The 23,300-nt window shown below is 57.0% G+C and carries 23 protein-coding genes; 6 read left to right on the forward strand and 17 right to left on the reverse strand.

Annotation, left to right across the window (positions count from 1 at the left end; genetic code table 11):
- The first annotated feature begins 492 nt into the window (after positions 1-492).
- The 4 genes from IC235_RS06000 (at position 493) to pgl (ending at position 6,686) form a co-directional block, all read left to right on the forward strand.
- A complete protein-coding gene (locus IC235_RS06000) occupies positions 493-2,190 on the forward strand; it encodes a GNVR domain-containing protein (protein ID WP_191004256.1) in 1,698 nt (565 codons plus the stop codon).
- Positions 2,191-2,701: 511 nt separating this feature from the next.
- The gene (gene gndA, locus IC235_RS06005; protein WP_191004257.1) at positions 2,702-4,201 is read left to right on the forward strand and encodes an NADP-dependent phosphogluconate dehydrogenase; all 1,500 of its coding nucleotides are present in this window, start codon (positions 2,702-2,704) and stop codon (positions 4,199-4,201) included.
- Positions 4,202-4,432: 231 nt separating this feature from the next.
- Positions 4,433-5,947, forward strand: coding sequence for a glucose-6-phosphate dehydrogenase (gene zwf, locus IC235_RS06010; protein WP_191004258.1), 1,515 nt, complete (start codon positions 4,433-4,435; stop codon positions 5,945-5,947).
- Positions 5,948-5,951: 4 nt separating this feature from the next.
- On the forward strand, positions 5,952-6,686 hold the full coding sequence (gene pgl / locus IC235_RS06015; RefSeq protein WP_191004259.1) for a 6-phosphogluconolactonase: 735 nt from the start codon (positions 5,952-5,954) through the stop codon (positions 6,684-6,686).
- A 623-nt stretch (positions 6,687-7,309) separates the two neighbouring features.
- Here the strand turns inward: pgl and IC235_RS06020 are convergent.
- The 15 genes from IC235_RS06020 to IC235_RS06090 all read right to left on the reverse strand — a co-directional run bounded on the left by IC235_RS06020 (position 7,310) and on the right by IC235_RS06090 (position 18,364).
- Positions 7,310-7,480, reverse strand: coding sequence for an OmpH family outer membrane protein (locus IC235_RS06020; RefSeq protein ID WP_191004260.1), 171 nt, complete (start codon positions 7,478-7,480; stop codon positions 7,310-7,312).
- 322 nt (positions 7,481-7,802) lie between these two features.
- Positions 7,803-8,129 (reverse strand): hypothetical protein, encoded by a 327-nt coding sequence (locus IC235_RS06025; protein ID WP_191004261.1) that lies wholly within the window; start codon positions 8,127-8,129, stop codon positions 7,803-7,805.
- A gap of 251 nt (positions 8,130-8,380) precedes the next feature.
- Positions 8,381-8,800, reverse strand: coding sequence for a DUF7878 domain-containing protein (locus IC235_RS06030; RefSeq protein ID WP_191004262.1), 420 nt, complete (start codon positions 8,798-8,800; stop codon positions 8,381-8,383).
- 46 nt (positions 8,801-8,846) lie between these two features.
- Positions 8,847-9,689 carry a hypothetical protein gene (locus IC235_RS06035; RefSeq protein ID WP_191004263.1) on the reverse strand — a complete coding sequence of 281 codons (843 nt, stop codon included), beginning with the start codon at positions 9,687-9,689 and terminating at the stop codon, positions 8,847-8,849.
- 154 nt (positions 9,690-9,843) lie between these two features.
- Entirely contained in the window at positions 9,844-10,314 is a 471-nt protein-coding gene (locus IC235_RS06040) for a hypothetical protein (protein ID WP_191004264.1), read from the reverse strand.
- Positions 10,315-10,326: 12 nt separating this feature from the next.
- Complete coding sequence (locus tag IC235_RS06045; RefSeq protein WP_191004265.1) at positions 10,327-10,617, reverse strand: hypothetical protein; 291 nt, start codon at positions 10,615-10,617, stop codon at positions 10,327-10,329.
- Positions 10,618-10,889: 272 nt separating this feature from the next.
- A complete protein-coding gene (locus IC235_RS06050; RefSeq protein ID WP_191004266.1) occupies positions 10,890-11,228 on the reverse strand; it encodes a hypothetical protein in 339 nt (112 codons plus the stop codon).
- Positions 11,229-11,348: 120 nt separating this feature from the next.
- The gene (locus IC235_RS06055; protein WP_191004267.1) at positions 11,349-11,819 is read right to left on the reverse strand and encodes a hypothetical protein; all 471 of its coding nucleotides are present in this window, start codon (positions 11,817-11,819) and stop codon (positions 11,349-11,351) included.
- 536 nt (positions 11,820-12,355) lie between these two features.
- Positions 12,356-13,105, reverse strand: a complete 750-nt coding sequence (gene rpiA, locus IC235_RS06060; RefSeq protein WP_191004268.1) for a ribose-5-phosphate isomerase RpiA — start codon at positions 13,103-13,105, stop codon at positions 12,356-12,358.
- 107 nt (positions 13,106-13,212) lie between these two features.
- A complete protein-coding gene (locus IC235_RS06065; RefSeq protein WP_191004269.1) occupies positions 13,213-13,635 on the reverse strand; it encodes a response regulator in 423 nt (140 codons plus the stop codon).
- 52 nt (positions 13,636-13,687) lie between these two features.
- A complete protein-coding gene (locus IC235_RS06070; protein WP_191004270.1) occupies positions 13,688-15,403 on the reverse strand; it encodes an ATP-binding protein in 1,716 nt (571 codons plus the stop codon).
- Positions 15,396-15,725 carry a circadian clock KaiB family protein gene (locus IC235_RS06075; protein ID WP_191004271.1) on the reverse strand — a complete coding sequence of 110 codons (330 nt, stop codon included), beginning with the start codon at positions 15,723-15,725 and terminating at the stop codon, positions 15,396-15,398. Before IC235_RS06075 ends, IC235_RS06070 begins: the two co-directional genes overlap by 8 nt.
- Before the next feature lie 19 nt (positions 15,726-15,744).
- Positions 15,745-16,047 carry a circadian clock protein KaiB gene (kaiB, locus tag IC235_RS06080; protein ID WP_191004272.1) on the reverse strand — a complete coding sequence of 101 codons (303 nt, stop codon included), beginning with the start codon at positions 16,045-16,047 and terminating at the stop codon, positions 15,745-15,747.
- 110 nt (positions 16,048-16,157) lie between these two features.
- Positions 16,158-17,894 (reverse strand): circadian clock protein KaiC, encoded by a 1,737-nt coding sequence (kaiC, locus tag IC235_RS06085; protein ID WP_191004273.1) that lies wholly within the window; start codon positions 17,892-17,894, stop codon positions 16,158-16,160.
- A gap of 251 nt (positions 17,895-18,145) precedes the next feature.
- Complete coding sequence (locus tag IC235_RS06090; RefSeq protein ID WP_191004274.1) at positions 18,146-18,364, reverse strand: hypothetical protein; 219 nt, start codon at positions 18,362-18,364, stop codon at positions 18,146-18,148.
- A 371-nt stretch (positions 18,365-18,735) separates the two neighbouring features.
- Here IC235_RS06090 and IC235_RS06095 point away from each other — a divergent pair, with 371 nt between their 5' ends.
- Positions 18,736-19,221, forward strand: a complete 486-nt coding sequence (locus IC235_RS06095) for a T9SS type A sorting domain-containing protein (protein WP_191004275.1) — start codon at positions 18,736-18,738, stop codon at positions 19,219-19,221.
- 242 nt (positions 19,222-19,463) lie between these two features.
- Positions 19,464-20,546, forward strand: coding sequence for a class II fructose-bisphosphate aldolase (fbaA, locus tag IC235_RS06100; RefSeq protein WP_191004276.1), 1,083 nt, complete (start codon positions 19,464-19,466; stop codon positions 20,544-20,546).
- 177 nt (positions 20,547-20,723) lie between these two features.
- Here the strand turns inward: fbaA and IC235_RS06105 are convergent, their stop codons facing one another.
- Together IC235_RS06105 and IC235_RS06110 are read right to left on the reverse strand one after the other, a co-directional pair.
- Entirely contained in the window at positions 20,724-21,383 is a 660-nt protein-coding gene (locus IC235_RS06105) for an OmpA family protein (RefSeq protein WP_191004277.1), read from the reverse strand.
- A gap of 147 nt (positions 21,384-21,530) precedes the next feature.
- Positions 21,531-23,024 (reverse strand): hypothetical protein, encoded by a 1,494-nt coding sequence (locus IC235_RS06110; protein WP_191004278.1) that lies wholly within the window; start codon positions 23,022-23,024, stop codon positions 21,531-21,533.
- Positions 23,025-23,300 lie beyond the last annotated feature (276 nt).

Here is a 23,300-nt window from a genome sequence, read left to right on the forward strand (position 1 = left end):
CATGTTCTTACGCATATCCTGCTATCAATTGCTCCTAATCTTTGTCTGGAATATTGTTGGGAAGCTGCTTGTCGCAGCCCCGAGTCTCCGCGTACAGAGAGCTTTTACGCTCCGGCCCAACCCGTGGCTTTGCGCAGGGGATGAACGTGCTGGTGACGCTGGTTGGTTTTAAGCTCACCAAGCCGGAGACCCTGGGGCTGGCCGGGGGCTGGGTTGAATTTGGCGAATAACGGCCTGCCGAAACAGGGCGCTAGCCATTGAAAGGATCAAAGTGATGCTGGCAAACCTGCCGCGCTTGCCTTGCTACTGCCTGCCGCCCAACACCCCCTATCCTGAGCGCAACCCCAGGCCCGGGGTAAGCACGGCAATATTGCAAACCTAAGGCCTGTTTTATTGCATATTTCGGCCATTACATTGTTAATGAGCTTTTATAAAAGCGAAATAATTTCCTTATACTAGCGGTTTATATAGAACTTTTTAATTTATATGGATATGACTTTAGCAGACTCCTCGCGGCCGGATGGGATTGATTCGCGGGCCTTACTCTTCCGCTTACGCAAACACTGGCCCCTGTTTGTGGGAAGCCTGGTGCTCGCGGGGCTGCTGGCCTGTTTGCATATAGAGATAACAGCTCCGGTGTACGTTTTCCGCGCCAGGATGCTGCTCGACGATGAGAGCACGGGTTCGCCGAAAACCGAAGACCCGCTGCAAGCGCGCAAAAAGAGCATGGAATTGGCGGACGACCTTAGGCTCATCACCTCCGCGGCCGTCCTGCGCCAGACCGTGAGCCGGCTGCCGTATGCCGTGTCGTACTTCACAATACCAAACTCGGGGCTTAACCAACTCTGCTCCTCGCACCTGCCCTCCTTGCAGGTGTGCGAACAATTGGCCGGCACCGTGCCCTTTCGGGTGCAGCTAAGCCCGGCGGTACCGCAGCTGACGGGGGTACGCCTGTTTGTGGCGCCGGCTGGCCCGGGCCGGTACCGGCTGCGGGCCTCGGCGGCCAAAGCTTACCTGAGCTGGATATCCACCGGCAAACCGGCGCGCAAGGTGCTCGAGGCGCACGTGGATACAACCGTAGCGGCCGGCGACACGCTCCGCACGCCCCTGCTCCGGCTGGTGCTGACGCCCGTGCCCGGCAAGAAATTTGGCCCCAATCAAACGCAGTACTGTTTTATTATTAACAACTTAAACGACGCCGTTCGAAAATATGCCGGGTCGTTTACGGCCCGGCCCTTCGGCTACCGGTCGCCTATCGTGGAGCTGTACGCCAAGAGCTCCCTTCCAGCCCAAGGCATTCGGTTTCTCGATACGCTGATGGCCGTGTATATGGCCGCCGACCTGCGCGAGAAAAACATCATCGGCCGCAAAGCCGTGGCTTTTTTAGACGATAAGCTCACCAAGCTCGCCGCCACGCTCCGGGCGGCCCGGGGGGTGATGAACACCGGGGCACGGTCGTCCGGCATTCAGCTGTTGCATAGGCTCGAGGGAGCCCAGGCGCAGGCGCAGGCCCGCCGCGAGTACTGCCAAAACATGTTGCAGTACTTAGAGGACCTAGAGGACCGGCCGGGCATCGACCGGCTGGTATCGCCCCGCTACCTGGGCATTGAGAGCCCGGCGCTGGACCATCGCATCCTTAAGCTGCGAAAGCTGAACGCCAGACGCCTGAAGCTGGGAGTGAGTGCTCGCACTATCAACCCGGGGATGGCAAAGACCGACCAAACTATTCGGGCCACCAGGCAGTCGCTGGTGCGGTTGCTGACCAGGATGAATCTGGCGGCCGAAACAGACCTGCGCGACGTGAATGCCCAGCTGGCCCGGGTACGCGGCCAACGGAGCCGACGGCCCGAAAACGAGCGGCCGATGGCCTCCTGGCTAGGCCTCGAAGACTCCAACGAGCAGATCTACGCCTTCCTGGAAGAGAAGCGCAACCAAGCCGCTATTGCGCTGGCCACCAGCACTTCCGACAAGCACATAGTAGATCAGGCCCACCAGCTGGGCGACGGGCCGGAATCGCCTGAAATGCTGCTGGTAGCCCTGCTGGCCCTGCTGGCGGGGCTGGCCGCGCCCATTGGCCTAGTGTTACTTCTCGACGGTCCCACCACATTAAGCTCCCTCAAGGCCTGCCCCGGATCCAAGCCTGCCACCGGCGGGCCAGGTAGAGTACCAAGCGCCGGCTTGTACCCCTAAGCCGCTGCTTGCGCTAACCCAGCCGTCGACCCCGGCTCAGCCGCTGGTCGCTTCAAACTCCTTGGCCCAGCAACCTGCATTTAGGGGCTAATGCGGCCGATGCGTACCCGGAGCACAACTTTATTTGATTCGCTGAGTTTAGCTGACGTATTCCAGGTACCGGCTATTTTTACTTTTCGCCAGGATACTGCCCAGACTTGCTATGAAAAAAGCTGCTCATACTTTAAGGCTGATCGGGGGCTATTAAGTAGCCAGTCATAAAATAAGCGTACGGTGCTGCTCTGTCTGGCGTCCGCTTGCCCAAGCAGCCCTACCTCCGTACTAATTTAATCGGCCCAACGAAGCGGTAGCGCTGCTTGGGCAGGCGGACGCCAGATAGAGCAGGACGTTCGAATGCATATGTTACTTCTGACCGACTACCTACCAGGCGCCCCTACCCTATCCTCATCTGGCGGGGCGCGGCTACCTTGCCGCCCGCGCAACTCCTAACCACTTTGAAAACCCCTTTTTAATGAGTTCTACGCCCACTACTTTTTCCTTTGGCATGATTGGCCTCGGCACCATGGGCCGCAACCTGCTGCTGAACCTGGCCGACCATGACGTGGCCGGGGCGGGTTACGACAAAGACGCCAGCAAGCTCACGCTGCTGGCTGAGGAAGGCGCCGGCAAGCCCGTGCGGGGCTTCGCGGCCCTGGCCGACTTTGTACGCAGCCTGCACACTCCCCGGGCCATCATGATGCTGGTGCCCGCCGGTAAGATTGTTGATGGCGTTATCGAGGAGCTGCGGCCCCTGCTGGCTCCCGGCGACATCCTCATCGACGGCGGCAACTCGCACTTCACCGACACGAACCGCCGCGCCGCCGCCCTGGCCGCGGCTGGGTTCCACTTCTTCGGCATGGGCATTTCGGGCGGGGAAGAAGGAGCCCGCTTGGGGCCCAGCATGATGCCCGGCGGCGACCAGCAGGCCTACCAGGTGGTTCAGCCCATGTTCGAGGCCATCGCGGCCCGGGTCGACGGCGAGCCCTGCGTGACGTACATCGGCCCGGGCGCCGCCGGCCACTTCGTGAAGATGGTGCACAACGGCATCGAGTACGGCCTGATGCAGCTCATTGCCGAAACCTACGAAGTACTCAAGCGGGGCCTGGGGCTCGACAACGCCGCCATCGGCCAGGTGTTCAGCCAGTGGAACAACGGCCGGCTGCAGTCTTTCCTGCTCGACATCACCAAGGATATTTTCGCCTTTCGGGCACCCAACACCGACCATTCGCTGCTGGACGACATCAAGGACGAGGCTCGCTCTAAAGGCACGGGCAAGTGGACCTCGCAGGTAGCCATGGAGCTGGAGCTGCCCGTCCCGACCATCGACACGGCGGTGGCCATGCGCGACTTGTCGAAGTATAAAGCCTTGCGCGAGCAGCTGGCTACCCTGTACGGGCCGGCCCCGGCGCCCCTGGCCGTCGACCAGGCGGCCTTTCTGAGCAGCCTGGAGCAAGCTTTTTACTTCAGCATGGTTATCACCTACGCCCAGGGCATGCAGCTGCTGGCGAAGGCTTCGCAAGACTATTCTTACGGGTTGCGGCTGGCCGAGATCGCTAAAATCTGGCGCGGCGGCTGCATCATTCGCTCCCGCTTCCTCAACGACATTTTCAACGCCTTCGAGCAGAACCCCGCGCTAGAGCACTTGCTGCTCGATGAGCGGGTGCGCGGCCTGGTAAGCCAGGCTGTACCGGGAGCTCGAACGGTAGTGGCCGCCGCCGTCGCGGCGGGCCTGGCCCTGCCGGCCTACGCGGCTTCGCTGAGCTACTTCGATACCTTCCGCAGCGCACGCCTGCCCTCAAACCTGATTCAGGCGCAGCGCGATTATTTCGGGGCCCACACCTACGAGCTGATCGGGCACGAGGGCGTGTTTCACACCCAGTGGACGCCCCTGCACGAGGACGCGACCCACAAGCAGAGCACCCACGAGGGGCCGGAGAATACCCAAAAGCAGGAAGTAATCCCTAACCAGTAGCCGGCAACCAGCGCGGCCGGCGGAACCCGGGGATACCTGGCTGGCAAAGAGGCCTTTCGTTTGCCGTTGGGCCACTGGCTGGGGCGGGCCACGAATATGCCGGCTCGCGAGTGGCGGCGCGGCATTTCGGTAGAACCCGCTCGCCGCCCCGCCACCGAGCCTGACTGCGGCCGATGAGCCCGGTGATTTTCGATTTAAACAGTTGCGGCTATCCGCTTTTCACTCTTCCGCATGAGCTTCACTAAAAAGAATCAGCCCACGGTCTTTGTTATTTTCGGGGGGACCGGGGATTTGAATGCCCGCAAGCTGGCCCCGGCGCTGTACAACTTGTTTCTGGACGGCTGGCTGCCCGAGCAGTTTGCCATCATCGGCACGGGCCGCACGCCGCTGTCGGACGAGGAGTTTCGCGTCCGGCTGCTGGAGGGCATCGACCAGTTTTCGCGCAACGGCAAAGCCGACAAGGACCAGTGGAAGAAATTTCGCCAGCACGTGGTGTACCAGGTGGCCGACGTGAAGAACGCGGCTACGTACGAGGAGTTCGGCAAGCGCATCGCGGCCTACGAGCAGGAGTGGCAGACGCCTGCTAACGTCATCTACTACCTGGCGGTGGCGCCCGACTTCTTTCCCATCATCGCCTCGAACCTGGCCCAACGTAAGCTCACCGCCGACCCCGACCGGACGCGCATCGTTATTGAGAAGCCCTTCGGGCACGACCTGGAGTCGGCCCGGGCGCTCAACCAGCTGCTGGGACAGATTTTTGAGGAGCGGCAGATTTACCGCATCGACCATTACTTGGGCAAGGAGACGGTGCAGAACATCATGGCTTTCCGCTTCGCCAACGCGCTGCTCGAGCCGCTCTGGAACCGCAACTACATCGAGCACGTGCAGATTTCGGTGACCGAGCAATTGGGCGTGGGCGACCGCAGTGGCTACTACGATGGGGCCGGGGCCTTGCGCGACATGATTCAGAACCATCTGCTGCAGCTGCTGTGCCTGGTGGCCATGGAGCCGCCCGTCAACTTCACGGCCGATGAGGTGCGCAACCGCAAGGTGGATGTGCTGCGGGCCATGCGCCGGTTTGCGCCGGAAGACGTGCGTAAGCTGGCCGTGCGCGGGCAGTATGGCGCGGGCTGGATCGAGGGCCAGCAGGTACCGGGCTACCGCGAAGAAGCCGACGCCAACCCCACGTCCAGCACCGAAACCTTCGCCGCCGTGAAGTTTTTCGTTGATAACTGGCGCTGGCAGGGCGTGCCGTTCTACCTGCGCACCGGCAAGCGCCTGCACCGCTCGGCCTCCATCATCACCATTCAGTTCAAGGATGCGCCCCACTCCATCTTCCCGCCCGAAACGGGGGAAAGCTGGCAACAAAACCGCTTAATTATCAGCATTCAGCCTGAGATGAGTATTCGCTTGCAGGTGCAGGCCAAGCGCCCCGGGCTCGACATGATGCTCAACACCGTCGACATGGTGTTCGACTACCAGGGAACTTACCCCAGCGAGGCCCCCGAGGCCTACGAAACTCTGCTGCTCGACACCCTGCAAGGCGACCAGACCCTGTTCATGCGCGGCGACCAGGTAGAGGCCGCCTGGGAGCTCATCATGCCTATTCTGACTTCCTGGCAGGGGCGGCCCAGCCAGAACTTCCCCAACTACTCGGCTGATTCCTGGGGGCCCGAGTCGGCGGAAGCGCTGATTGCCCGCGACGGCTTCCACTGGGTCACGCTCCCGCTCAACGGAAAGAAATAGCCCTATGCCGCTGCACATCTATCCCACAGCCGACGACGTTTTGCACGGCCTCGCCCGCTATTTCGTCGGACAGGCCCGCCCGGCCATTGCGGCCCGCGGCCGGTTTTCGGTCGCGCTCTCGGGCGGCAGCTCGCCTAAAAAGCTGTATGAGCTCCTGGCCTCGCCCGCCTACCAAAGCCAGGTAGACTGGGCGAAGGTGTACTTCTTCTTCGGCGATGAGCGCAACGTGCCGCCCACCGATCCCGAGAGCAACTACGGCATGGCTCGGGCAGCCCTGCTGGCGCCGCTGCACCTTGCCGACACCCAGGTCTTTGCCGTCGATACTGCCCTCCCCCCGGCCGAAGCCGCCCGGGCGTACACGCGCGCCATCGAGGCATTTTTCGCGCCCTACGAAGCGCGCTTCGACCTGGTACTGCTGGGGCTCGGCGCCGACGCCCACACGGCCTCGCTGTTTCCGCACACATCCGTGCTGCGCGACCCGGGCGTGGGTGCCCGTGAGGTATTCGTGGCAGAGAAACAGGTCTACCGCATCACCCTCACGGCCCCGCTACTCAACCAGGCGCGGGCCGGGGCCTTCCTGGTATACGGGGCGGATAAGGCCGCCGCCGTGCAACGCGTACTGCACGGCCCGCGCGATATAGACGAGCTCCCGGCCCAACTAATTGCGCCGGCGGGCGAATTGCAGTGGTTTCTGGATAGCGCGGCGGCCTCCCTCCTGCCAAACGTGGAGCAGGAATGACTTGAGTAATCCACGTTGCGGAGTTCTGTAGAGGTATCTCCACTGGCTCTCACTGACACGTCGGCAACGCGTTTTCGCCTGGGGCTCGGGTGTTATAAGGTGGCGCTGGAGACGGTCCCGGCCTCCGGGCCCGTGTGGCTTCTAAGCGTGAACCCCTCGGCGCACGTCGGCGACGGATTCACACTTAGAAGCCACGTTACTTAGGTGCTGAGCCCGATCTTTCCGCTGGTGCTTGCGGGCATTGCCCAAAGTTATTGCCATTGGCTCGACAACGGTCGGGTTCAGCTTTGCTAATTTGGCCCTTAAATCCATCGTAACCGTCAGCTACGCCATATTTGGTCAACCCAGTATAGCTACCATCCGCGCACACTGCGCACCCTTGAAAGGCCAACGTAGCAAGTAATGGTGGCCCCATTGCGTTCGCGCGCGTGGATGAGGCGCACCGTTGCGCCGTCAGGTCAGCAGCTGTCAACCGTTAGCTTCAGCTTCGCGTGTGTGGGTGAGGCCGTGGGCCGGGTGGGTGAGGTAGGCCGGGAGTAAGGGATGCGAGCAGGCCGCTCCTCCAGGCGATCAGGGCACAGGGCTGCTGCTGCCGGAACCAACGCGACTAAGGCAGGCAACATTTAGTGGGCCGGGCTAGAGTGTTGGCGGTCATACTGCTCGTTCAGGCCATTCAGCACGCCGTCGCTGAGTTCGGTGCCCTCAGCGGCGTACAGGATGTTACCGGCATCGGTGGCGCCGAGAATGAAGGTGTAGCCCTTGGCTTTGCCGTACTGCTTGAGGGAGGCATTCACCTAGTCGAGCACGGCCTTAGTCAGGCGCTGGTTTTCCTGCTGGGCCGGCTATTGGATGGCATCGCGATAGCGAGTGAGTTGCTCTTTGCCCGTCCGCGTGGTGGCCGGGGCCGAGCCGAGGGCCTGCAACTCGGTGCGAAGCGATACGCTGCTGCCATTCCTTGGCTTTGGCCTGGAATACCTCGTGCTAAGCGGCCGTGGTAGCCTTGCATGAGCTTGTTGAGGTTGACGTAGCCAATAGTAGGCTTGTTGCTGCATGAACTAGCAACCAATGCAATAAATAGAAAGAATTTTAAGGAATTAAAAAGAGTAGCTATCCTTTTCAGGAGAGCAGCTCTGGAATATCAACTAGTCTTTTACCTGCCCAAGAGGGAATGCTGTTTTTGTACTCGTATTCACCCCCGAAAGAGATAAGAACATATAAAGTGCTTGCTAACAAATAATCAAATTCAATACTAGTTTTAAATAATTTATAGCAACCGATAGGCTCTTCTATTATCCAGACATTCATTTTATTTTCTAAACAGGAAATACAACTCATTTCATCATCGTAAACCAACATCAATCCCGTAGTATCACGCATCTTTTCTACCACCTTCTCAATATGAGGCATACTACGCGTAAAAAATGCTTTATGGACTACCATCATGAGACTATGAAATTATTTAAAACAATGTTTAGGTTGCATTTAATAAAAACATGAGGGCGATTAGTTCGCGGCTAGTTAGAATACCTTATGCTGAAAAGCAATCCGTGGCAACATTACATAAGCTTGTTGGAGTTAACGTAGCTGATAGTATGTTTCTTACCGAATGAACTGGCAACTATGGCAACAAGCAAAAACAAAATAGAGGAGCATTCAAACCGAAGAGAGAAAAAGAAGTAGCAACTCACATATAATCATGCATATTTTTTATACAAATTAGCGAACCTTAATTCTAAAACAACTCTTAAAAACTCATCTAGCACTGTTAAATATTTTTCAAAACACTTAATGACTTCAGTCAATTGTATTGGCAATCCATCAGGAATTTCGGACCATTCAGAATATATCCTACAAATATCGTCCTGATCCATACTAATAGTAAATATCGGGCTATCATGCTCTATCGATAAGTAAACAAAGTCTACATGGCCCTTCGTTTTAACTAGTGTCAGCCACTTTTGAATAGCCATCCCTAGCTCAACCAGCCAAATACCATCTTCACAAAAGAACTGTGCGTCCCTTATGCACACACTTAACTTACCCTCCAGAAGGGCGTATGGGTGCATTGGGAAGAACCCACTATTAATTTTTTCTATGCTAAAAGCAATTTTCATTACTCATTTTTTCAGAGAGCTACGGCAGCAAGACATGCATCAGCCGCTAATTATTGCCAGTAACTAAAGTTGCTATCGGCACTTCGGTAAGCAAAGCATCATTTTTCAGCTCAGTGAGAAAGAAAATACTATTGTTCCTGAGTTTAATAAATTCATCTACACGCATCAAGGGCTTTCCTTTTATAGGGCCTATAGTATATTTGTTTCGGTTGGCGCCGCCATTGGAAAAGAGAAAGACATCATAAAGATTATTATCCAAATCATAATTTATATACACCTGCCTATCATTGTAGTAGCCTAAGAAATCTGCTCCTGAATCATCAGGGTTATCAAGATTTGGCGAATTCTCTAAACCATATGCATTAGTGGGCTTATTTACTAATTTTCCACTGAGATCATACCTATAATAAGTAGATTCAATATCCGCACCTTCAGATCGAATTGATTCTACAATGAGAAAACAATTAGCAAAGATAAATGCATTATCTCTGTATTTATTGTTTATAGAAAACCTTGCCAAAAGCAACCCATTATCTTTATTAAATTTATATAGTGAATGAGCTTTGGCTAGAAAATCAGCACTATATAATCCCTTATCACATAATGATAGTCTTGCCAAATTAAAGGGGTAATATTTTGAATATATTCTACTACCACCTTTAAATGCCACTAAATTACTTTTTTTAGAATCATAATTGTTAGCAAGGAAATATAGCACACCCTTACTATCAACTTCAAAGCCATCTACTGAATAACCTATTTCAGGATCCTTAAAATACGGAACACCTGATTTATTATCAAATGGCATCTTATAGCTCTTGCTTTTCGTTTGAGAAAAGCATAAAACTGCTTGCAAAATAATAAAGCAAGTTAGAATGACTGATTTCATTTTACAAAAGATTATCTATGTGGGAAAGACTATTTGATTCTTACTACGATTACTCCAATCTACGAATCCTTGGAAAGTAATTTTCTTTTTCAAAGTTTTAACAACATTTTTTATAGACATAATAGCAAATGGCAATTATCGACTAAACCTCAAGTTATATATTATATATCTGAAAGAAACCTCCTCCAAATAAATCATTTATATCAGATGTAAAAAAATATTTTATTTCATCATTATACTGCCCAAGAAAATTGGGCACATAATCTTCGAGATGTGGATTCTGTAAATAGTTAATGAACCTAATTTCATCGACAGAACCAGCAAATTGCATAACTTTATTTAATGGGATAACCATAATCAAGCCTGAATCGGAGCAAAATTGAGACAAATCATTAGGCACGATTTCACCTCCTCCAATGCAAGTAATTTTGGACAGGTTATAACTACTACTTGTAGGTCTAACTATAGCAAATGGATTGTAAGAGTACGGAAAAAGCTCCTCTCTTATCTTCAGCCAATCGCAATTAGCATACATCGAAGATTTTAAAGGAAAATCTTCGATGTATGCTAAGTCGATAAACATATAATCCTCGTTGACCTTTAAGGCTAATTTTTCAGTGCTCATCTTCTGTAACCATTAGGCAGCCTGACGCTGCTCCTGTACATCAATCAAACTGCCGGTCTGCTCCAGGCGCGGGTCGTCCGCCTGCCAGGCCGCATCATCCAAGCCAATGGCTACCTCCACCGCGCCGGCCGTGGTCACGACCGTCGTTGGCCGGTGGAACACCATCTGGGCATTGCCCAACTGATCATTCAGCTCATAGCGCGCATCCTCCGTGCTCAAACACGCAGACGCCTGACGCCAACCCGAGCGGGGCAGGGCGCAGCAGATACGCAACGGGCAGACGGAACGAGTAGAGGATGACATGAATTAGTTAGCCGCGCGTTTTGCTTTAACTTGGCCATTGCACGATGTTAACAGCAGCATAAAAATAACTTGGGGAAAAAGGGCTTTAATTCTTCTTTCTACTTGACCAAAAAAGGGCTTGCTCATATTTGTTTATCCAAAGCTTAATTCTTTTGAGATAATGTAACATTACACCTCTACTGACGATGTATAGCGGCACATTTTGTAGTCATCATTAAGCATCAATTCTCCATCTTCGGCATCTACCTTAAACTAAATTGATATCTTATCCTTTAATCAATCATCCTCGGCAAAAAGATACAGCCGAGTAAAAATCGTCCGGATTCATCGGTAAATACAACGGCAATTTCCTCATAAAATTCAAATTCAAGTAGCCTTACTTTCGCAAAGTGTGTGGTTTTTAACGCGGAAACGACCTCTTCGACCCCTTCATAATGTTCATGTGTAACGGTTTTACTAAGCCCCAGTCGCGTTTCATAAACATCATACATATGATACCTGTCCATAACAAAATCTACTGCTGCCTCGTTTGACTTTATGTAAGTAGCAAAGTCATAATCTTCTCGTTTGTCAGCCACTAAAAGGCGGCGTAGCTCATTCGCATTTTCCATAGATACTGGAGCTGAATTATTTAAATAGAAAAAGAGGTATTCGGTCGGTTCTCGTTTTTAAAGACACAATAAACACTTCACCTTCTGACGCCGCAAGAATCATGGCATTAAACGCTGCTATTATGTACACTCTTTAGTTATAATTTTATTATTTTCAAAATTCATTTTAATTATGCACATTTTTGACTCATATAGTAGAAATTTATCACTTAGAACAATATTCATTTCCTTAATTTTATGCAACAAGTTATTTACTAACGCAGAGTTATCGAATATATCAACATTATCAACGCCAAAAACAACCAAGTAGCCGTTTATTGAGCTATAAGCTATACACTTATTTGTCAAATCAAGAGGGTTATTAATCGTACTAGCAATTACATACTCATTCCTATTTTCTAAACTCTGAGTAGAGACAGTAATAATACATCTCTTCGGATTCAGCTTGTGCTCTCTACAAAACAGCATGATTTGCTCTTGCAATAGTTGATTTTTGAAAACTAGTGCTTGACTAGACAAAGCACTATATTGTTCAGAATTCTTTTGACAACCAAACAGGCATAATACAAGTACTACAAAATAGTGTTTCATTACTTTTTTGGAAAAAGCGATAGACTGTAATCTTCTAAGAGAACAATATCATCACGAACTTGACAAATCATTCGGCGTAAGCAGACTCATAGAATATACTCCGGTTTACACCAAAATTTTTAGGCTCAGGTAGCAGTGGCCCGACAGCTGCCTTTAGTAAAAATGCAAGCAAAAGGTTAGCGTGAGCCGTGCCTTCATACGTGGTTGTAGCCGGATACAAGTAGAAATTATCAGGAGTGATAACCTCAAGTTCCTCTCGTCTGGCTACAACTTTTTATATTTGAATAGGCTCTCAAGAAAGACAGCAAGCTTCAGCAGAACAATACAAAGGAAAGGCATAGTTAAGAACCTGCTAAGTAAAAATAAAATTAAATAGTTACCATTAAGGCTGATTTTCCCTACTATCAAAATTATTTAGCAGGCCATTTCACCCCCGGTTGCCACAGAGCGACAAAACCTCTGGGCCTCCGCGCCATGCCATCACCACTCAGCGGGCCGCGGTAAGATGCAGCGCCTTTACACCTCATGGCAGCCGGCTAGGGCAGCGCCGCGAAAGCCTCGGCGGGTGCGGCGTCGGCTCCCGCCCGCAGCACGAGCACCTGCTCGCCGTGGGCAACAAGGGCGGCGCGGGCCAGCCCTAAAAACAGGCCGTGGTCCACCACTCCGGGAATAGCTTGCAGTTGCCCGGCCAGCTGCTCCGGTTCCGTTAGCTGCTCGAAATGACAGTCGACCAGCAGGTTGCCCTGGTCGGAATGGGCCAGCTGGGCCGGGTTGTGCTTGTCCCGGCGCAGCACGGGGGCGCCGCCGAGGGCGGCGGTGGCGTCCATCACCCAGGGCAGGGCAAAGGGCACCACTTCGAGGGGCAGGGGAAAACGGCCCAGCTGCGGCACGGCTTTCGACGAATCGGCAATGATGAGCAGGTAGTCGGAGGCCGTGGCGATGACCTTCTCCCGGAGCAGGGCTCCGCCCCCACCCTTCACCAGCCGCAGTTGCGAGTCGATCTCATCGGCCCCGTCCACGGTCAGGTCGAAGCGCAGGCCGCGCCGGGGCTCAACCAGCGGGATGCCGGCTTCGCGGGCCAGGGTTTCGCTGGCCAGTGAAGTTGCCGTGGCTTGCACCCGCAGCTGCCCGGCCCGCACCGCCGCGCCCAGCTCAGTGATAAAGTAGGCGGCGGTACTGCCGGTACCCAGGCCGATCAGCATACCATCCCGCACCCAGCGCAGGGCGGCGGCGGCGGCGAGGTGCTTTTCTTTTTCCAGCGGGCTGAGTACTCCGGGCGTCGACATAGGGAGGAGGTTTTGAAGTCAGGCTGTGGTTTTCAGCAGCCGTTGTTGAGGGGAGGGTCCGGGCCGGTAAAGGGCTGTTTATTCGGGCAGCGGAAGCGGATACGCGGCTACTTTGTCGGCAGCCGGCGGTTGAAGTAGTTTTCAAGTACCTCGTTTATCTTGGCTTCAGTGAGAGGCTTGTTCAGGAAGCCCGTAATGTTGAGCTTCTCGACCCGCTCCACGTCCTGGGGGTGGAGGGAGGTGGTCAGCATCACGAGGATGATAGCCGCCGGGTGCGGCAGCGACAACTGCTGGTAGGCTTCCAGGAACGCAAAGCCGTCCATTACCGGCATCTTCACATCCAGCAGAATCAGCGCCGGGCAGTCCTCGCTGGCGTCCTGGCAATGCAGTTGAATCAGTTCCAGCGCCTCCTGGCCATTGAGGGCTACTAAAACCTTATTGGTAATATTCAGCCGCTTGAGCAGCAGCTGGTTAAGGTAGTTGGTCGTTTGGTCATCGTCGACCAGCAGGGCGCAGGTAAGTTTTTGCATGGTAGGTTCGGCAAGCGGAGCGGCCCCGCCGTAAGACGTGGGCCAGCGGGGCTTACCGGGCAAAGTAAACGTAAAACACCGAGCCCACACCTAGCTCAGAGCGCACGACGATGCGCCCGCCGGCATTTTCAATCATTTTCTTGACCATGTACAGGCCAATCCCGGAGCCCTCCACGTGGTCGTGGAAACGCTGAAACATGCCGAACAGCTTCTGCTCGCTGGCCGCATCCAGGCCCAGGCCGTTGTCGGCCACTTCAAGCACGGCAAATTCTCTTTCGGAGCGGGCCCGCAGGCGCACGTGCGGCACCCGGGCCGGAGAGCGGTACTTCAGGGCATTGCTAAGCAGGTTGAACACCACGCTGCGCAGGTTTTTCTCGGAGAACAGGACGGTAGGCACGGCCGCCACGTCCACCTCGAGTTGCGCGCCGGCCGTCTGGATAAGCGGCTCCAGATCAAGCCTGACATCCTCGATAACGGCCGCCAGGTCGACGGGCTGGGTCGGCACGCCGTGCTCTTTTTGCAGCTTCGACACGTCGGTAAGCTGCTCGATGGTGCGCTTGAACCGGTTCACCGAGTCGAGCATCAGGTCCAGAATGGGCCGCACCGGCTCGCTTTGCACCGCTTCGGGGGGCAGTTCGAGCAGCAGCGCATCAAGCAGGCCCTCGATGTTGCTGATGGGGGCCTTGAGGTCGTGCGAGGCGGTGTAAATGAAATTGTCGAGGTCGACGTTGACGCGGGTGAGCTGCTCGTTGTTGTCGCGTAGCTGGCGCTGGCCCCGGTCGATGCGCTCAAGGGCCAGCTTGTGCTCGTGAATGTCGGTGTAAGTGCCAATCCACTGAATCACCGTGCCCTCCTCATTACGCGAAGGCAGGGCGCGGCCCAGCATCCAGCGGTAGTCCCCGGCCGCGTTGCGCAGGCGGCACTCTACTTCGAAGGGCTGGCCGGTGCGCAGGCTTTCCTGCCAGCGCTCCTGGGCCGGGCCGGCGTCGTCGGGGTGCAGGCGGTGCCGCCACGAGTGGCTGGCGGGCGAGCCCTGGCCCGGTGCCTGGCCAATGTAGTCGTACCAGCGGCGGTTGCGGTAAGTGGCCTCGCCCCGAGCGTTGGTGGTCCAGGCAATTTGGGAGATGCCTTCCAACAGACGGCTGGCTTCGGCGGCGGCTTGCTCGCCGGCCAGCCGGGCCGCTTCTTCGCGCTTGAGCTCGGCGTTTTTGCGGTCGAGCAAGGCATTCTGCTTCACCACCTGCGCCTGGATGGCCGTGATTTCGCGCTGGGCCGACAAATCCGTCACAATCACGGCCAGGACCGGCGTGTCGTTGAAAGCCAGTACGTTCATGGCCACCGAAAACGGCACCAGCGCGCCCGCCCGGGCTTGCAGGGGCAGCTCGCCTTTGCTTTTACCGGTCCAGCCATGCTGCACCAGCCGGGCCCAGTAGGCCTTGCTGGCCGGGGGTACGAAGTCGTCGAATGCGCTGCCCATCACCTCGCCCAGGGCCCGGCCCAGCAGGTCGGCCAGGCAGGCGTTGCAATACAGCACGGTACCGTCCTCGCTCAGCAGCAGGGCGCCTTCGTTCATTTGCTCAATGAGGGTGCGGTAACCCTGGTCGGCCCCCTGCAGGGTGAAGATGCGCGGACCGTCGGCGCTTTGCACGGCCAAAGCGTCCACGGCCCCCGTCCGGATGGCGTTGATCAGCTCCTGGGCTTCTTCGAGCTGGTAGCGCAGCTCCTCGTTTTCCTGGGCCAGGGCCGCGGCGGAGCGGGCATCATTCATGGCGCGGCGGGCTGACGGGTGGCGTAGTTAAGCCCAGGGCTTTCAGCACCCGCTCCCGGTCCGAGAGGTCGCCCACCAGCCGGCGCACCAGCCCGGGGCGCAGCTTAATGAGGGTCGGCACCCCAATGAGGTCTTCCTGCTGGGCCAGCTCGGGCTGCTGGTAGATGTCCACGATCAGCAGCTCGTAGCGGCCGCTCAGGTACTGCTCACAGATTTCCTTGATGTTGCGCACGGCACGCGTCGAGTTGGGCGTGGCGCCCGTAATGAACAGGTGCAGCAAGTACTCGGGGCTCGCAGGCTCGGGGTGGGCGATGGGAGGCATCAGTGGTTCCATGGCCCGGCTACTTACTCGCCACGGGCCGCACGTCCAACCCTACCAGCACCCGCTCCTCGTTGGAGAGGTCGCCAATAATTTTGCGGATGGGCTCGGGCACTTTGCGCACCAGCGTGGGAATGGCCAGAATCTGGTCGCCCTCGGCCAACTGGGGGGTTTCCAGCAGGTCGATGACTTCGAGCTTATAGCGGCCCTTGAGGTGCTGCTCACAGTGCTTTTTCAGGTTGGCCAGCGCCAGGACCGACTTGGGCGTTTGGCCGGCCACGTACAGCCGCAACTCCCAGGTTTCGTCGTCATTATTTTCTAACATGGATTGGATATGGGCAGCGAATGCCAGCGCCAACGGGGGTATACGAGCTACTCATCGATTTCGCCGGGGCCTAGACCCGTCGAGCGGGCGCCGGTACACGGGTATACGAACTACTCATCAATTTCGCCGGCCGGCGGCGGGCTGGGTCGCGGCAGGTTGGCGGCAATGCGCTGGTTACCACTCGCCAGGGCCTGCTGGCGATGCTGCTCGTCGGTGTTGATTTGCCGCAGCTCCTCCTCGACCGACTCAAACTCGGTGCGCAAGTTGGCGATATTGGCTTCGAGCATCCGGCGGCGGCGCTCCAGTTCCCGGTCGCGGCGTTCGGTTTCCTGCTGGGCCGCCAGGTGCCGGGCGTGCTCCTGCAACTGCTGGGTGAGGCGGCTGGCGCCGGTTACGATGCCGGTGGGGCCCACCACCACGTCGAGCAGCTCAATGCCTTGGCTGGTCACCAGAAACTCGCGCACTTGGTTGGAGTGGGCCATGCCGCGCGACTTCAAAATGCTCAGGCCCCGGTTGCGCTCGCCAATGCCTTCGAGGTCGCGCACGCTGATCCAGGTGTCTACCAGCGACGACACCCCTTCTTCGGTCATCTCGTTCTGGTTGGTGCGGGTATTTATCAGGGCCGTAAACAAGGCCGTGATGTTGTTCACTTTCAGGAAGTCAATCAGCCGGGTAAGCATGCTGCGCACCTCGTTGATGTTGCCCACCGAAATCAGGTTGCTGATGGGGTCGATGACCACGGCCGCGGGCTGAAAGTCGTGCACCAGCCGGTGAATGGTGACCAGGTGGCGCTCCAGGCCATTAATAGTAGGTCGGGAGGCCTCGATGTGCAGCAGCCCCTGCGCAATCAGTGGCTGCAGGTCGAGGCCCACCGAGCGCATATTGCGAATCAACTGCTGGGGCGATTCCTCGAAGACGAACATCAGGCAGCGCCGGCCCTCTTTGCACACCTGCCGGGCGAAAAAGGCCCCCAGTGTGGTTTTGGCGGTGCCGGCCGTACCGGTTATCAGCACGCTGCTGCCACGGAAGTAGCCCCCCCGGCCGAACATCTCGTCCAACGCCGGCACGCCGGTGGAATCCACCTGGTCGGAAACCTCATGGTCGAGCCGCAGCGAGGTCACCGGCAGCACGGCAATGCCGTCTTCGCTGATCAGGTAAGGGTACTCATTGGTGCCGTGGGTGCTGCCACGGTACTTCACGATGCGCAGCCGCCGGGTGGTAATCTGGTCAATCACGCGGTTGTCGAGCAGAATCACGCAGTCTGACACGTACTCTTCCAGGCCCTGACGGGTGAGGGTGCCCTCGCCGCGCTCGGCCGTGATCACCGTGGTCACGCCCTTGTCTTTGAGCCAGCGAAACAGCCGGCGGATTTCGGAGCGCAGCACGCCCTGGTTCGGGAACCCCGAGAACAGGGCCTCGATGGTGTCGAGCACCACGCGCTTGGCCCCAATAGAGTCGATGGCGTGGCCCAGGCGGATGAATAGTCCTTCGAGGTCGTATTCGCCGGTCTCCTCAATCTCCGAACGGTCGACGTGGACGTGGTCGATGCGCAGCATCTTGCGGGTTTGCAGCTCGTTCAGGTCGAAGCCGAGGGAGGCCACGTTGGCGGCCAGCTCCTCGCCGGTCTCCTCGAAGGCCATCAGCACGCCGGGCTCGCTATAGCGCTGGGCACCGCGCACCAGAAACTCCACCCCCATCAGGGTTTTGCCGCAGCCGGCGCTGCCGCATATCAGGGTGGGCCGGCCCAGGGGCAGGCCGCCTTTTGTAATCTCGTCGAGGCCCTCTATCCCGGTTGGGGACTTGGGCAGTTGGGGCAAGGCCGTAGCAGCTCGGTTATTCGCTTGCATGAAGAAAAGAAGGTATGCCGTCAAAGTTAACCCCGGGGAGCGGACGTTGCCCTTTACGGTTCAACGCCAAGCTGCGTTCCGGCTTACGGAAACCTCAACCGTGTTTTTCTATACGGCCTAAGGGCCAGCGAAACGAGCTATTCACTCCGCCCCTTGGCAGCGGCCCGGAAAGCTACGCTTGGTCATGGCCCAGGTGCCCTGTCGGGCTACGGCTCCCCTATTGCTAAATGAATAAACTACTGGGCGGCGGGCTAGCGACTACCCGATTCCAAGTCGCGCCAGCTGGCCCGGTAGTGCTCCATATCATCGGCACTGATGCCATAGGCGGCGCGGGCTTCTTCGGCGTTCATCAGGCCTTGTTCCACGGCGTTGAGCACGGCCCATACTTTCAGCTTGTGCTCGGCCTCGGCGCTGGCGCCCGGGTCGGGCCGCCCGTCGGTGTCGAAGAAGTCAGGCGGAGATTGGTTCATAAGTCCTGCAAGATACCGGGAATGTTGTTAAGGTGGTATGAATTTTCTCATTCTCCGGCATCATTACTGCAGTACCTGGGCGCCCGCGATGCCAGTCAATAGCCGACAAGCCGGACCAGTTGCCGACCAACCGGCTGTGGTCCAGAAAAATGTTGATAAGCGCTACGTCGACGCTCACCGACTTTTTAACTTAAGCCACCGACTATGCCGCCTGCCCTTATTCTCGTTTTCCCAATTTTAAGACCTGCAACGGAATGCAACCAACTAGTTTGGATTGGGCTCTTCCCATTATTCCACTCTACCTGTTGTTCCGCTCTACCCATTGATAATGATCAAATAGTACTAGTCCCACCCTTCAATTCTCGTTTCCGGTGAGCACCCCCGACGCCATCTACGCCAACTTTCCGTTGCGGCCGACCGGCCGGGTTGAACCAGGCGCTTTCGTCTTCAACGACATGCATTCCGCTGAGCCCAGCTTACCGCCGACCCCTGCCCCGGAGGTGACTACGAGTTGTCATTTATCACCCGATATATCCATCCACCAGCCGGGGGAGCCGGGCCTGTGCCACGAACACAAAGGCTCGTTCACTTTGTACCAGAGCTACCCGGAGCCCGACACGGGAGAAACCTCCATTTCCTTTATCCTGCCTATTAACAGCGACATCCAGCTCGACGTCTTCGACCCACTGGGCCGCAAGGTGATGGGGCTTGTCCGCAAGGAGCTGAAGCGCGGGGAGCAAATCATTCGCCTCAATCTGCGGGGCCTGGGCCTGCCTGCCGGCGTGTATTCCTACCAGGTTCGGGTTGCCAACCGCTACGGGGTGTACCACCAGCGCAAATTGACGACGGCCAAATAAGCTAGTCTTACCGCGACTGCGGGAGGTACGGAACAAAGCTCGCGGCGGCCCGTTGGAACGGGCCGCCTTTTTTATGCCCCGCCGAATTGGCTGGCGGACTAAGTCAGGCTCCGCCAGCCTTCGTTGGCCGGGTTCTTTCAGGTTAGGCGCCGCCGACCGTACTTTGCTGCTCCGGCGCCCGTATCGGGTGGCTTGGCTCGGCTGGCTTTTCTCACCGCGGCACTGCCGCTTACTTCTTTTTTATGGTTGACCAAACCCTTACTGGCTTGCGGACCGGCGTGCTGCACGGCGACGAAGTCCAGGCCCTGTTTCAACACGCCAAGGCCCACTCCTTCGCGCTCCCGGCCGTGAACGTGACGGGCACCAACACCGTGAACGCCGTGCTGGAAACGGCCAAAGCCGTGAACTCGCCGGTTATGATTCAGTTCTCCAACGGCGGGGCGCAGTTCTTCGCCGGCAAGTCGGTGAGCAACGACGGCCAGCGGGCCAGCATTGCCGGCGCCATCTCGGGCGCCCACCACGTGCACCTGATGGCCGCGCTCTACGACGTGCCCGTGGTGCTGCACACCGACCACGCCGCCAAAAAGCTCCTGCCCTGGATCGACGGCCTGCTCGACGCCGGCGAAAAGTACTACCAGCAGCACGGCCAGCCGCTCTACAGCTCGCACATGCTCGACCTGTCGGAAGAGCCCATCGAGGAGAACATCGAAATCTGCAAGCGCTACCTCGAGCGCATGGCCAAGATCGGCATGACGCTCGAAATTGAGCTCGGCGTAACCGGCGGCGAGGAAGATGGCGTCGACAACTCCGACGTGGACAGCTCCAAGCTCTACACCCAACCTTCGGAAGTAGCCTTTGCCTACAAAGAGCTGAGCGAGGTGAGCCCGCGCTTCACCATCGCGGCGGCCTTCGGCAACGTGCACGGCGTGTACAAACCCGGCAACGTGAAGCTCCAACCCAAAATCCTGCTCAACTCGCAGCAGTACGTACAGGAGCACTTCGGTACCGGGCCCCAGCCCATCGACTTCGTGTTTCACGGCGGCTCGGGCTCGAGCCAGGAGGAAATCCGCGAGGCCATCAGCTACGGCGCCATCAAGATGAATATCGACACCGACCTGCAGTGGGCCCTCTGGGAAGGCATCAAGGACTACTACGTGAAGAACGAAGGCTTCCTGCAAAGCCAGATTGGCAACCCCACCGGCCCCGACTCCCCCAACAAGAAATACTACGACCCGCGCGTGTGGCTGCGCAAGGGCGAAGAAACCTTCGTAACCCGCCTCAAGCAGGCATTTGAGGATTTGAACTGCGTTAATCGCCGGTTCTAACCTCACCCCCCGGCCCCCTCTCCGCAGGAGAGGGGGAGCCTGACGATTTTAACGGGTAAAAAAGAGCCCCACAGCTGTAAGGCTGCGAGGCTCTTTTTTTATGGACTATGCTTGCCTGGGTGCCGTGGCTCCCCCTCTCTTAGGGGGCTGGGGGGTGAGGTTTTCGGCCGGGGCTCGTTACTTTCCAAGCGAGCCGATCTTGGGCTGAATCTGGATGATGAAGCGCTTGTTCAGTGCTTCCTGGGCCCCCGTATAGCGGCCGGCTCCGCGGAAGCCGCTGCCGGCCGCTATTACTTCCAGGTTGCTGGGGAAGCGCAGGCCGGCTTGCTCCCAGAGCCGAATCACGGCCAGGGCGCGGCTGTAGCTCAGCTGGCGCACGGCCGGGCCGTCGAGGTTGTGCGGGTCGTTGGCCGGGTAGCGCAGGTCTTTGGCGGCCCGGCCTTCTACCACGATGAGGTACTGCACGTTGTCCTGATTTCTCAGGGTTTGCATCTGGCGGAGGAGAAAGCGGCCGGCTTGCACGAGCGGCGCCTGGGCCTCGTAGGGCAGCACGTCGCTCTTGGGGGCGAACGTAACCGGGAACTTCAGCTCGTAGCGCTTGTACGTGGGGTTGTACTCGAAGTAATTGCTTTCGAGGCGCTTGAGGGCGGCTTTGATTTCGTCGAGCTTGCGTTTTTCCTGCACCTGCACCCGCAGGTCGTAGATGAGCTTGTCGTTGTCGCCCTGCTTGTCTTTGAAGAGCTTATAGCTGAGCACAAACAGCACCAGCATGGTCAGAAACAAGGCCGTCATGAGGTCCACGTAGCTGGGCCAGAAAAAGTCCCGGCTTTCTTTCATATGACAGATTGAAATAAGTGTGACGAATTGCTCAGGTTGAGCCCTTGGCTGACGTGGGCGCTAAAGTCGGCAGGCCCTCTCCTGCCTTCGGCTTCGCGTAGCAAGCGAGCCGGGCGCTGGAAGTTGGGGCTACCCACCCGAACTACCTCACTTCTTGCCCAGAATAGCGCGCTGAAACCAGTTGGGCTGGGTAACCTTTTCGAGCACGGTATTGGTGCGCTCCACCTGTTCGAGCAAAGAGCGTTGCAGGGCCGCGTCGGCGGCGATGCGTACTTCCAGGCGCTGCAAGGCCTGGGCAACCAGGCCCGCCTGCCGCTCCTGAAGCGCGTTGAGGTCGCGCTGCTGGGCCGGCAGCTGAGTAAAAGGGTTAAGGTACTCGGTGATTTTCTGGTAGACGTTGTTGCTATTGAGCTCGCGGAAGTGCCGCTGCCACTGCTCGTGCGCCTCGGTAGCTTCCTGCTGCAGCTCGCGCAGGCGGCCGTCCAACTCCACGTCCATGCGGTGTACGCCTTCGCTCACGCCCTGGCGGATTTGAGCCCCGATGTCGGCCAGCAGCTTGCCGTGCTGGCTGAAAAACGCCACCTGCTGCCGCAGGGCATCATCGTGCTGCTGCAGGTACTGCGGCACACTGGCCAGGCCCTGCTCCAGGGCGGTGAGGCGGTTGAGCAGGGAACCGATGGTCTGCGCCGCCTCGGTGCTGTGCGTCACGGTGGTATTCAGCGCCTGCTGATAGCCCAGGAACTTCTCGAACGTCTGGGCGCTCTCGTCCACCCGGTCGAACACCTTGACGGTGGCATTGGCCAGCTCGGAGTAGCCAATTTTCTCCAGCTGCTCCAGGAACCGCTTTTGCACGCTTATGTTCTCCGTAATGCTGGCGATAAGCGGCGTAAACTCGTGGATTTTGCTGAAAAAGTCGTTCTGAATCTGGCTGAAGAACTCGGCGTTGAAGCTGTCGAGCACCGACTTTAAGTTGCTCATGCCGGCCTGCATGTCCGAGTTGAGCTTGGGCAGCAGGGCTTTTTGCAGGAAGGTGTAGTAGGCGTTTTTGTTCCGGTCGCGCTGGGCCCGGGCTTGCTTGAGCAGCTGGTTGCCCGCCAGCGTAAAAGCCAGCCCGAACAAGCTGCCAATCATGGCGATGAGCACGCCGCCGAGGAAGTGCTGCACGTCGCCGTTGCTGAACGAGGCATCGGTGTGCGGGTTCTCCGAGACTTCGGCAAACGGGTTCCCGACCAGCGACACCAGCCCGAGAATGGCCCCCGTAAAGGTGCCCAGCAACCCTAAATACAGCGGCGTGGCAATCTGAGCCTGGATTTCCTCGTCCAGGGCCTCGGCGTGGCGCTCGGAAATATCCTTCAGAATGCTGAAGTCGGCGGCGGCCCCCCGGTTGTTCAGCAGGTACTCGTTGGTGTCGACGATGATTTGCCCAAACTCCGGGGAGGCGTCGCGGGTGATGAGAGCATCGTACTGAATGGCGAAGTCTTTCTCGGGGTTGGCGGCCGTAAACGGAATGGGCTGCACCGCCACCGCTCCGGCCACGGGGTACGTAGTGCCCACCCGCTGGGCCAGGTAGCGGTTGCGCCAGAACACGACGGCCTGCCAGCCCACCAGCGCCAGAATCAACAGGGTTTCAATTAGGAGCATAACCGCTTCGTCTTAAGAATTGCCAAAATTACGCTGGTGGCAACGACCAGACAGAAACGGATAATAGCGCCGGGCGCGGAATGATAATCTTCCGAAATAAAGGAGCCGTGATGCCTGCATGTCGTAGCAGATTGCCCTTGGCATGTTATCATTACATAATCGGTCCGCAATCAAGCGGACACCAGATGAGCAGGACCGTACGGGTAGCTCTGACTAGCTGCCCCCAGTTGCGCAGTAACAGCCGCGTAGCGGCGGCAGGTTGGTAGCATAAATAAG

It is taken from the genome of Hymenobacter montanus, from assembly GCF_014699115.1.
GTDB classification, from domain to species: domain Bacteria; phylum Bacteroidota; class Bacteroidia; order Cytophagales; family Hymenobacteraceae; genus Hymenobacter; species Hymenobacter montanus.

Bases quoted from the DNA above. Each gene is read 5' to 3' on its own strand.
- kaiC (WP_191004273.1), bottom strand. From the start codon at position 17,894: ATGCAAGCGAATAACCGAGCTGCTACGGCCTTGCCCCAACTGCCCAAG.
- IC235_RS06050 (WP_191004266.1), bottom strand. From the start codon at position 11,228: ATGGAAAATGCGAATGAGCTACGCCGCCTTTTAGTGGCTGACAAACGA.
- IC235_RS06040 (WP_191004264.1), bottom strand. From the start codon at position 10,314: ATGAGCACTGAAAAATTAGCCTTAAAGGTCAACGAGGATTATATGTTT.
- zwf (WP_191004258.1), top strand. From the start codon at position 4,433: ATGAGCTTCACTAAAAAGAATCAGCCCACGGTCTTTGTTATTTTCGGG.
- rpiA (WP_191004268.1), bottom strand. From the start codon at position 13,105: ATGTCGACGCCCGGAGTACTCAGCCCGCTGGAAAAAGAAAAGCACCTC.
- IC235_RS06065 (WP_191004269.1), bottom strand. From the start codon at position 13,635: ATGCAAAAACTTACCTGCGCCCTGCTGGTCGACGATGACCAAACGACC.
- IC235_RS06055 (WP_191004267.1), bottom strand. From the start codon at position 11,819: ATGAAACACTATTTTGTAGTACTTGTATTATGCCTGTTTGGTTGTCAA.
- IC235_RS06025 (WP_191004261.1), bottom strand. From the start codon at position 8,129: ATGATGGTAGTCCATAAAGCATTTTTTACGCGTAGTATGCCTCATATT.
- IC235_RS06090 (WP_191004274.1), bottom strand. From the start codon at position 18,364: ATGAACCAATCTCCGCCTGACTTCTTCGACACCGACGGGCGGCCCGAC.
- IC235_RS06000 (WP_191004256.1), top strand. From the start codon at position 493: ATGACTTTAGCAGACTCCTCGCGGCCGGATGGGATTGATTCGCGGGCC.
- IC235_RS06035 (WP_191004263.1), bottom strand. From the start codon at position 9,689: ATGAAATCAGTCATTCTAACTTGCTTTATTATTTTGCAAGCAGTTTTA.
- kaiB (WP_191004272.1), bottom strand. From the start codon at position 16,047: ATGTTAGAAAATAATGACGACGAAACCTGGGAGTTGCGGCTGTACGTG.
- IC235_RS06110 (WP_191004278.1), bottom strand. From the start codon at position 23,024: ATGCTCCTAATTGAAACCCTGTTGATTCTGGCGCTGGTGGGCTGGCAG.
- fbaA (WP_191004276.1), top strand. From the start codon at position 19,464: ATGGTTGACCAAACCCTTACTGGCTTGCGGACCGGCGTGCTGCACGGC.
- pgl (WP_191004259.1), top strand. From the start codon at position 5,952: ATGCCGCTGCACATCTATCCCACAGCCGACGACGTTTTGCACGGCCTC.
- IC235_RS06075 (WP_191004271.1), bottom strand. From the start codon at position 15,725: ATGCCTCCCATCGCCCACCCCGAGCCTGCGAGCCCCGAGTACTTGCTG.
- gndA (WP_191004257.1), top strand. From the start codon at position 2,702: ATGAGTTCTACGCCCACTACTTTTTCCTTTGGCATGATTGGCCTCGGC.
- IC235_RS06045 (WP_191004265.1), bottom strand. From the start codon at position 10,617: ATGTCATCCTCTACTCGTTCCGTCTGCCCGTTGCGTATCTGCTGCGCC.
- IC235_RS06105 (WP_191004277.1), bottom strand. From the start codon at position 21,383: ATGAAAGAAAGCCGGGACTTTTTCTGGCCCAGCTACGTGGACCTCATG.
- IC235_RS06030 (WP_191004262.1), bottom strand. From the start codon at position 8,800: ATGAAAATTGCTTTTAGCATAGAAAAAATTAATAGTGGGTTCTTCCCA.
- IC235_RS06070 (WP_191004270.1), bottom strand. From the start codon at position 15,403: ATGAATGATGCCCGCTCCGCCGCGGCCCTGGCCCAGGAAAACGAGGAG.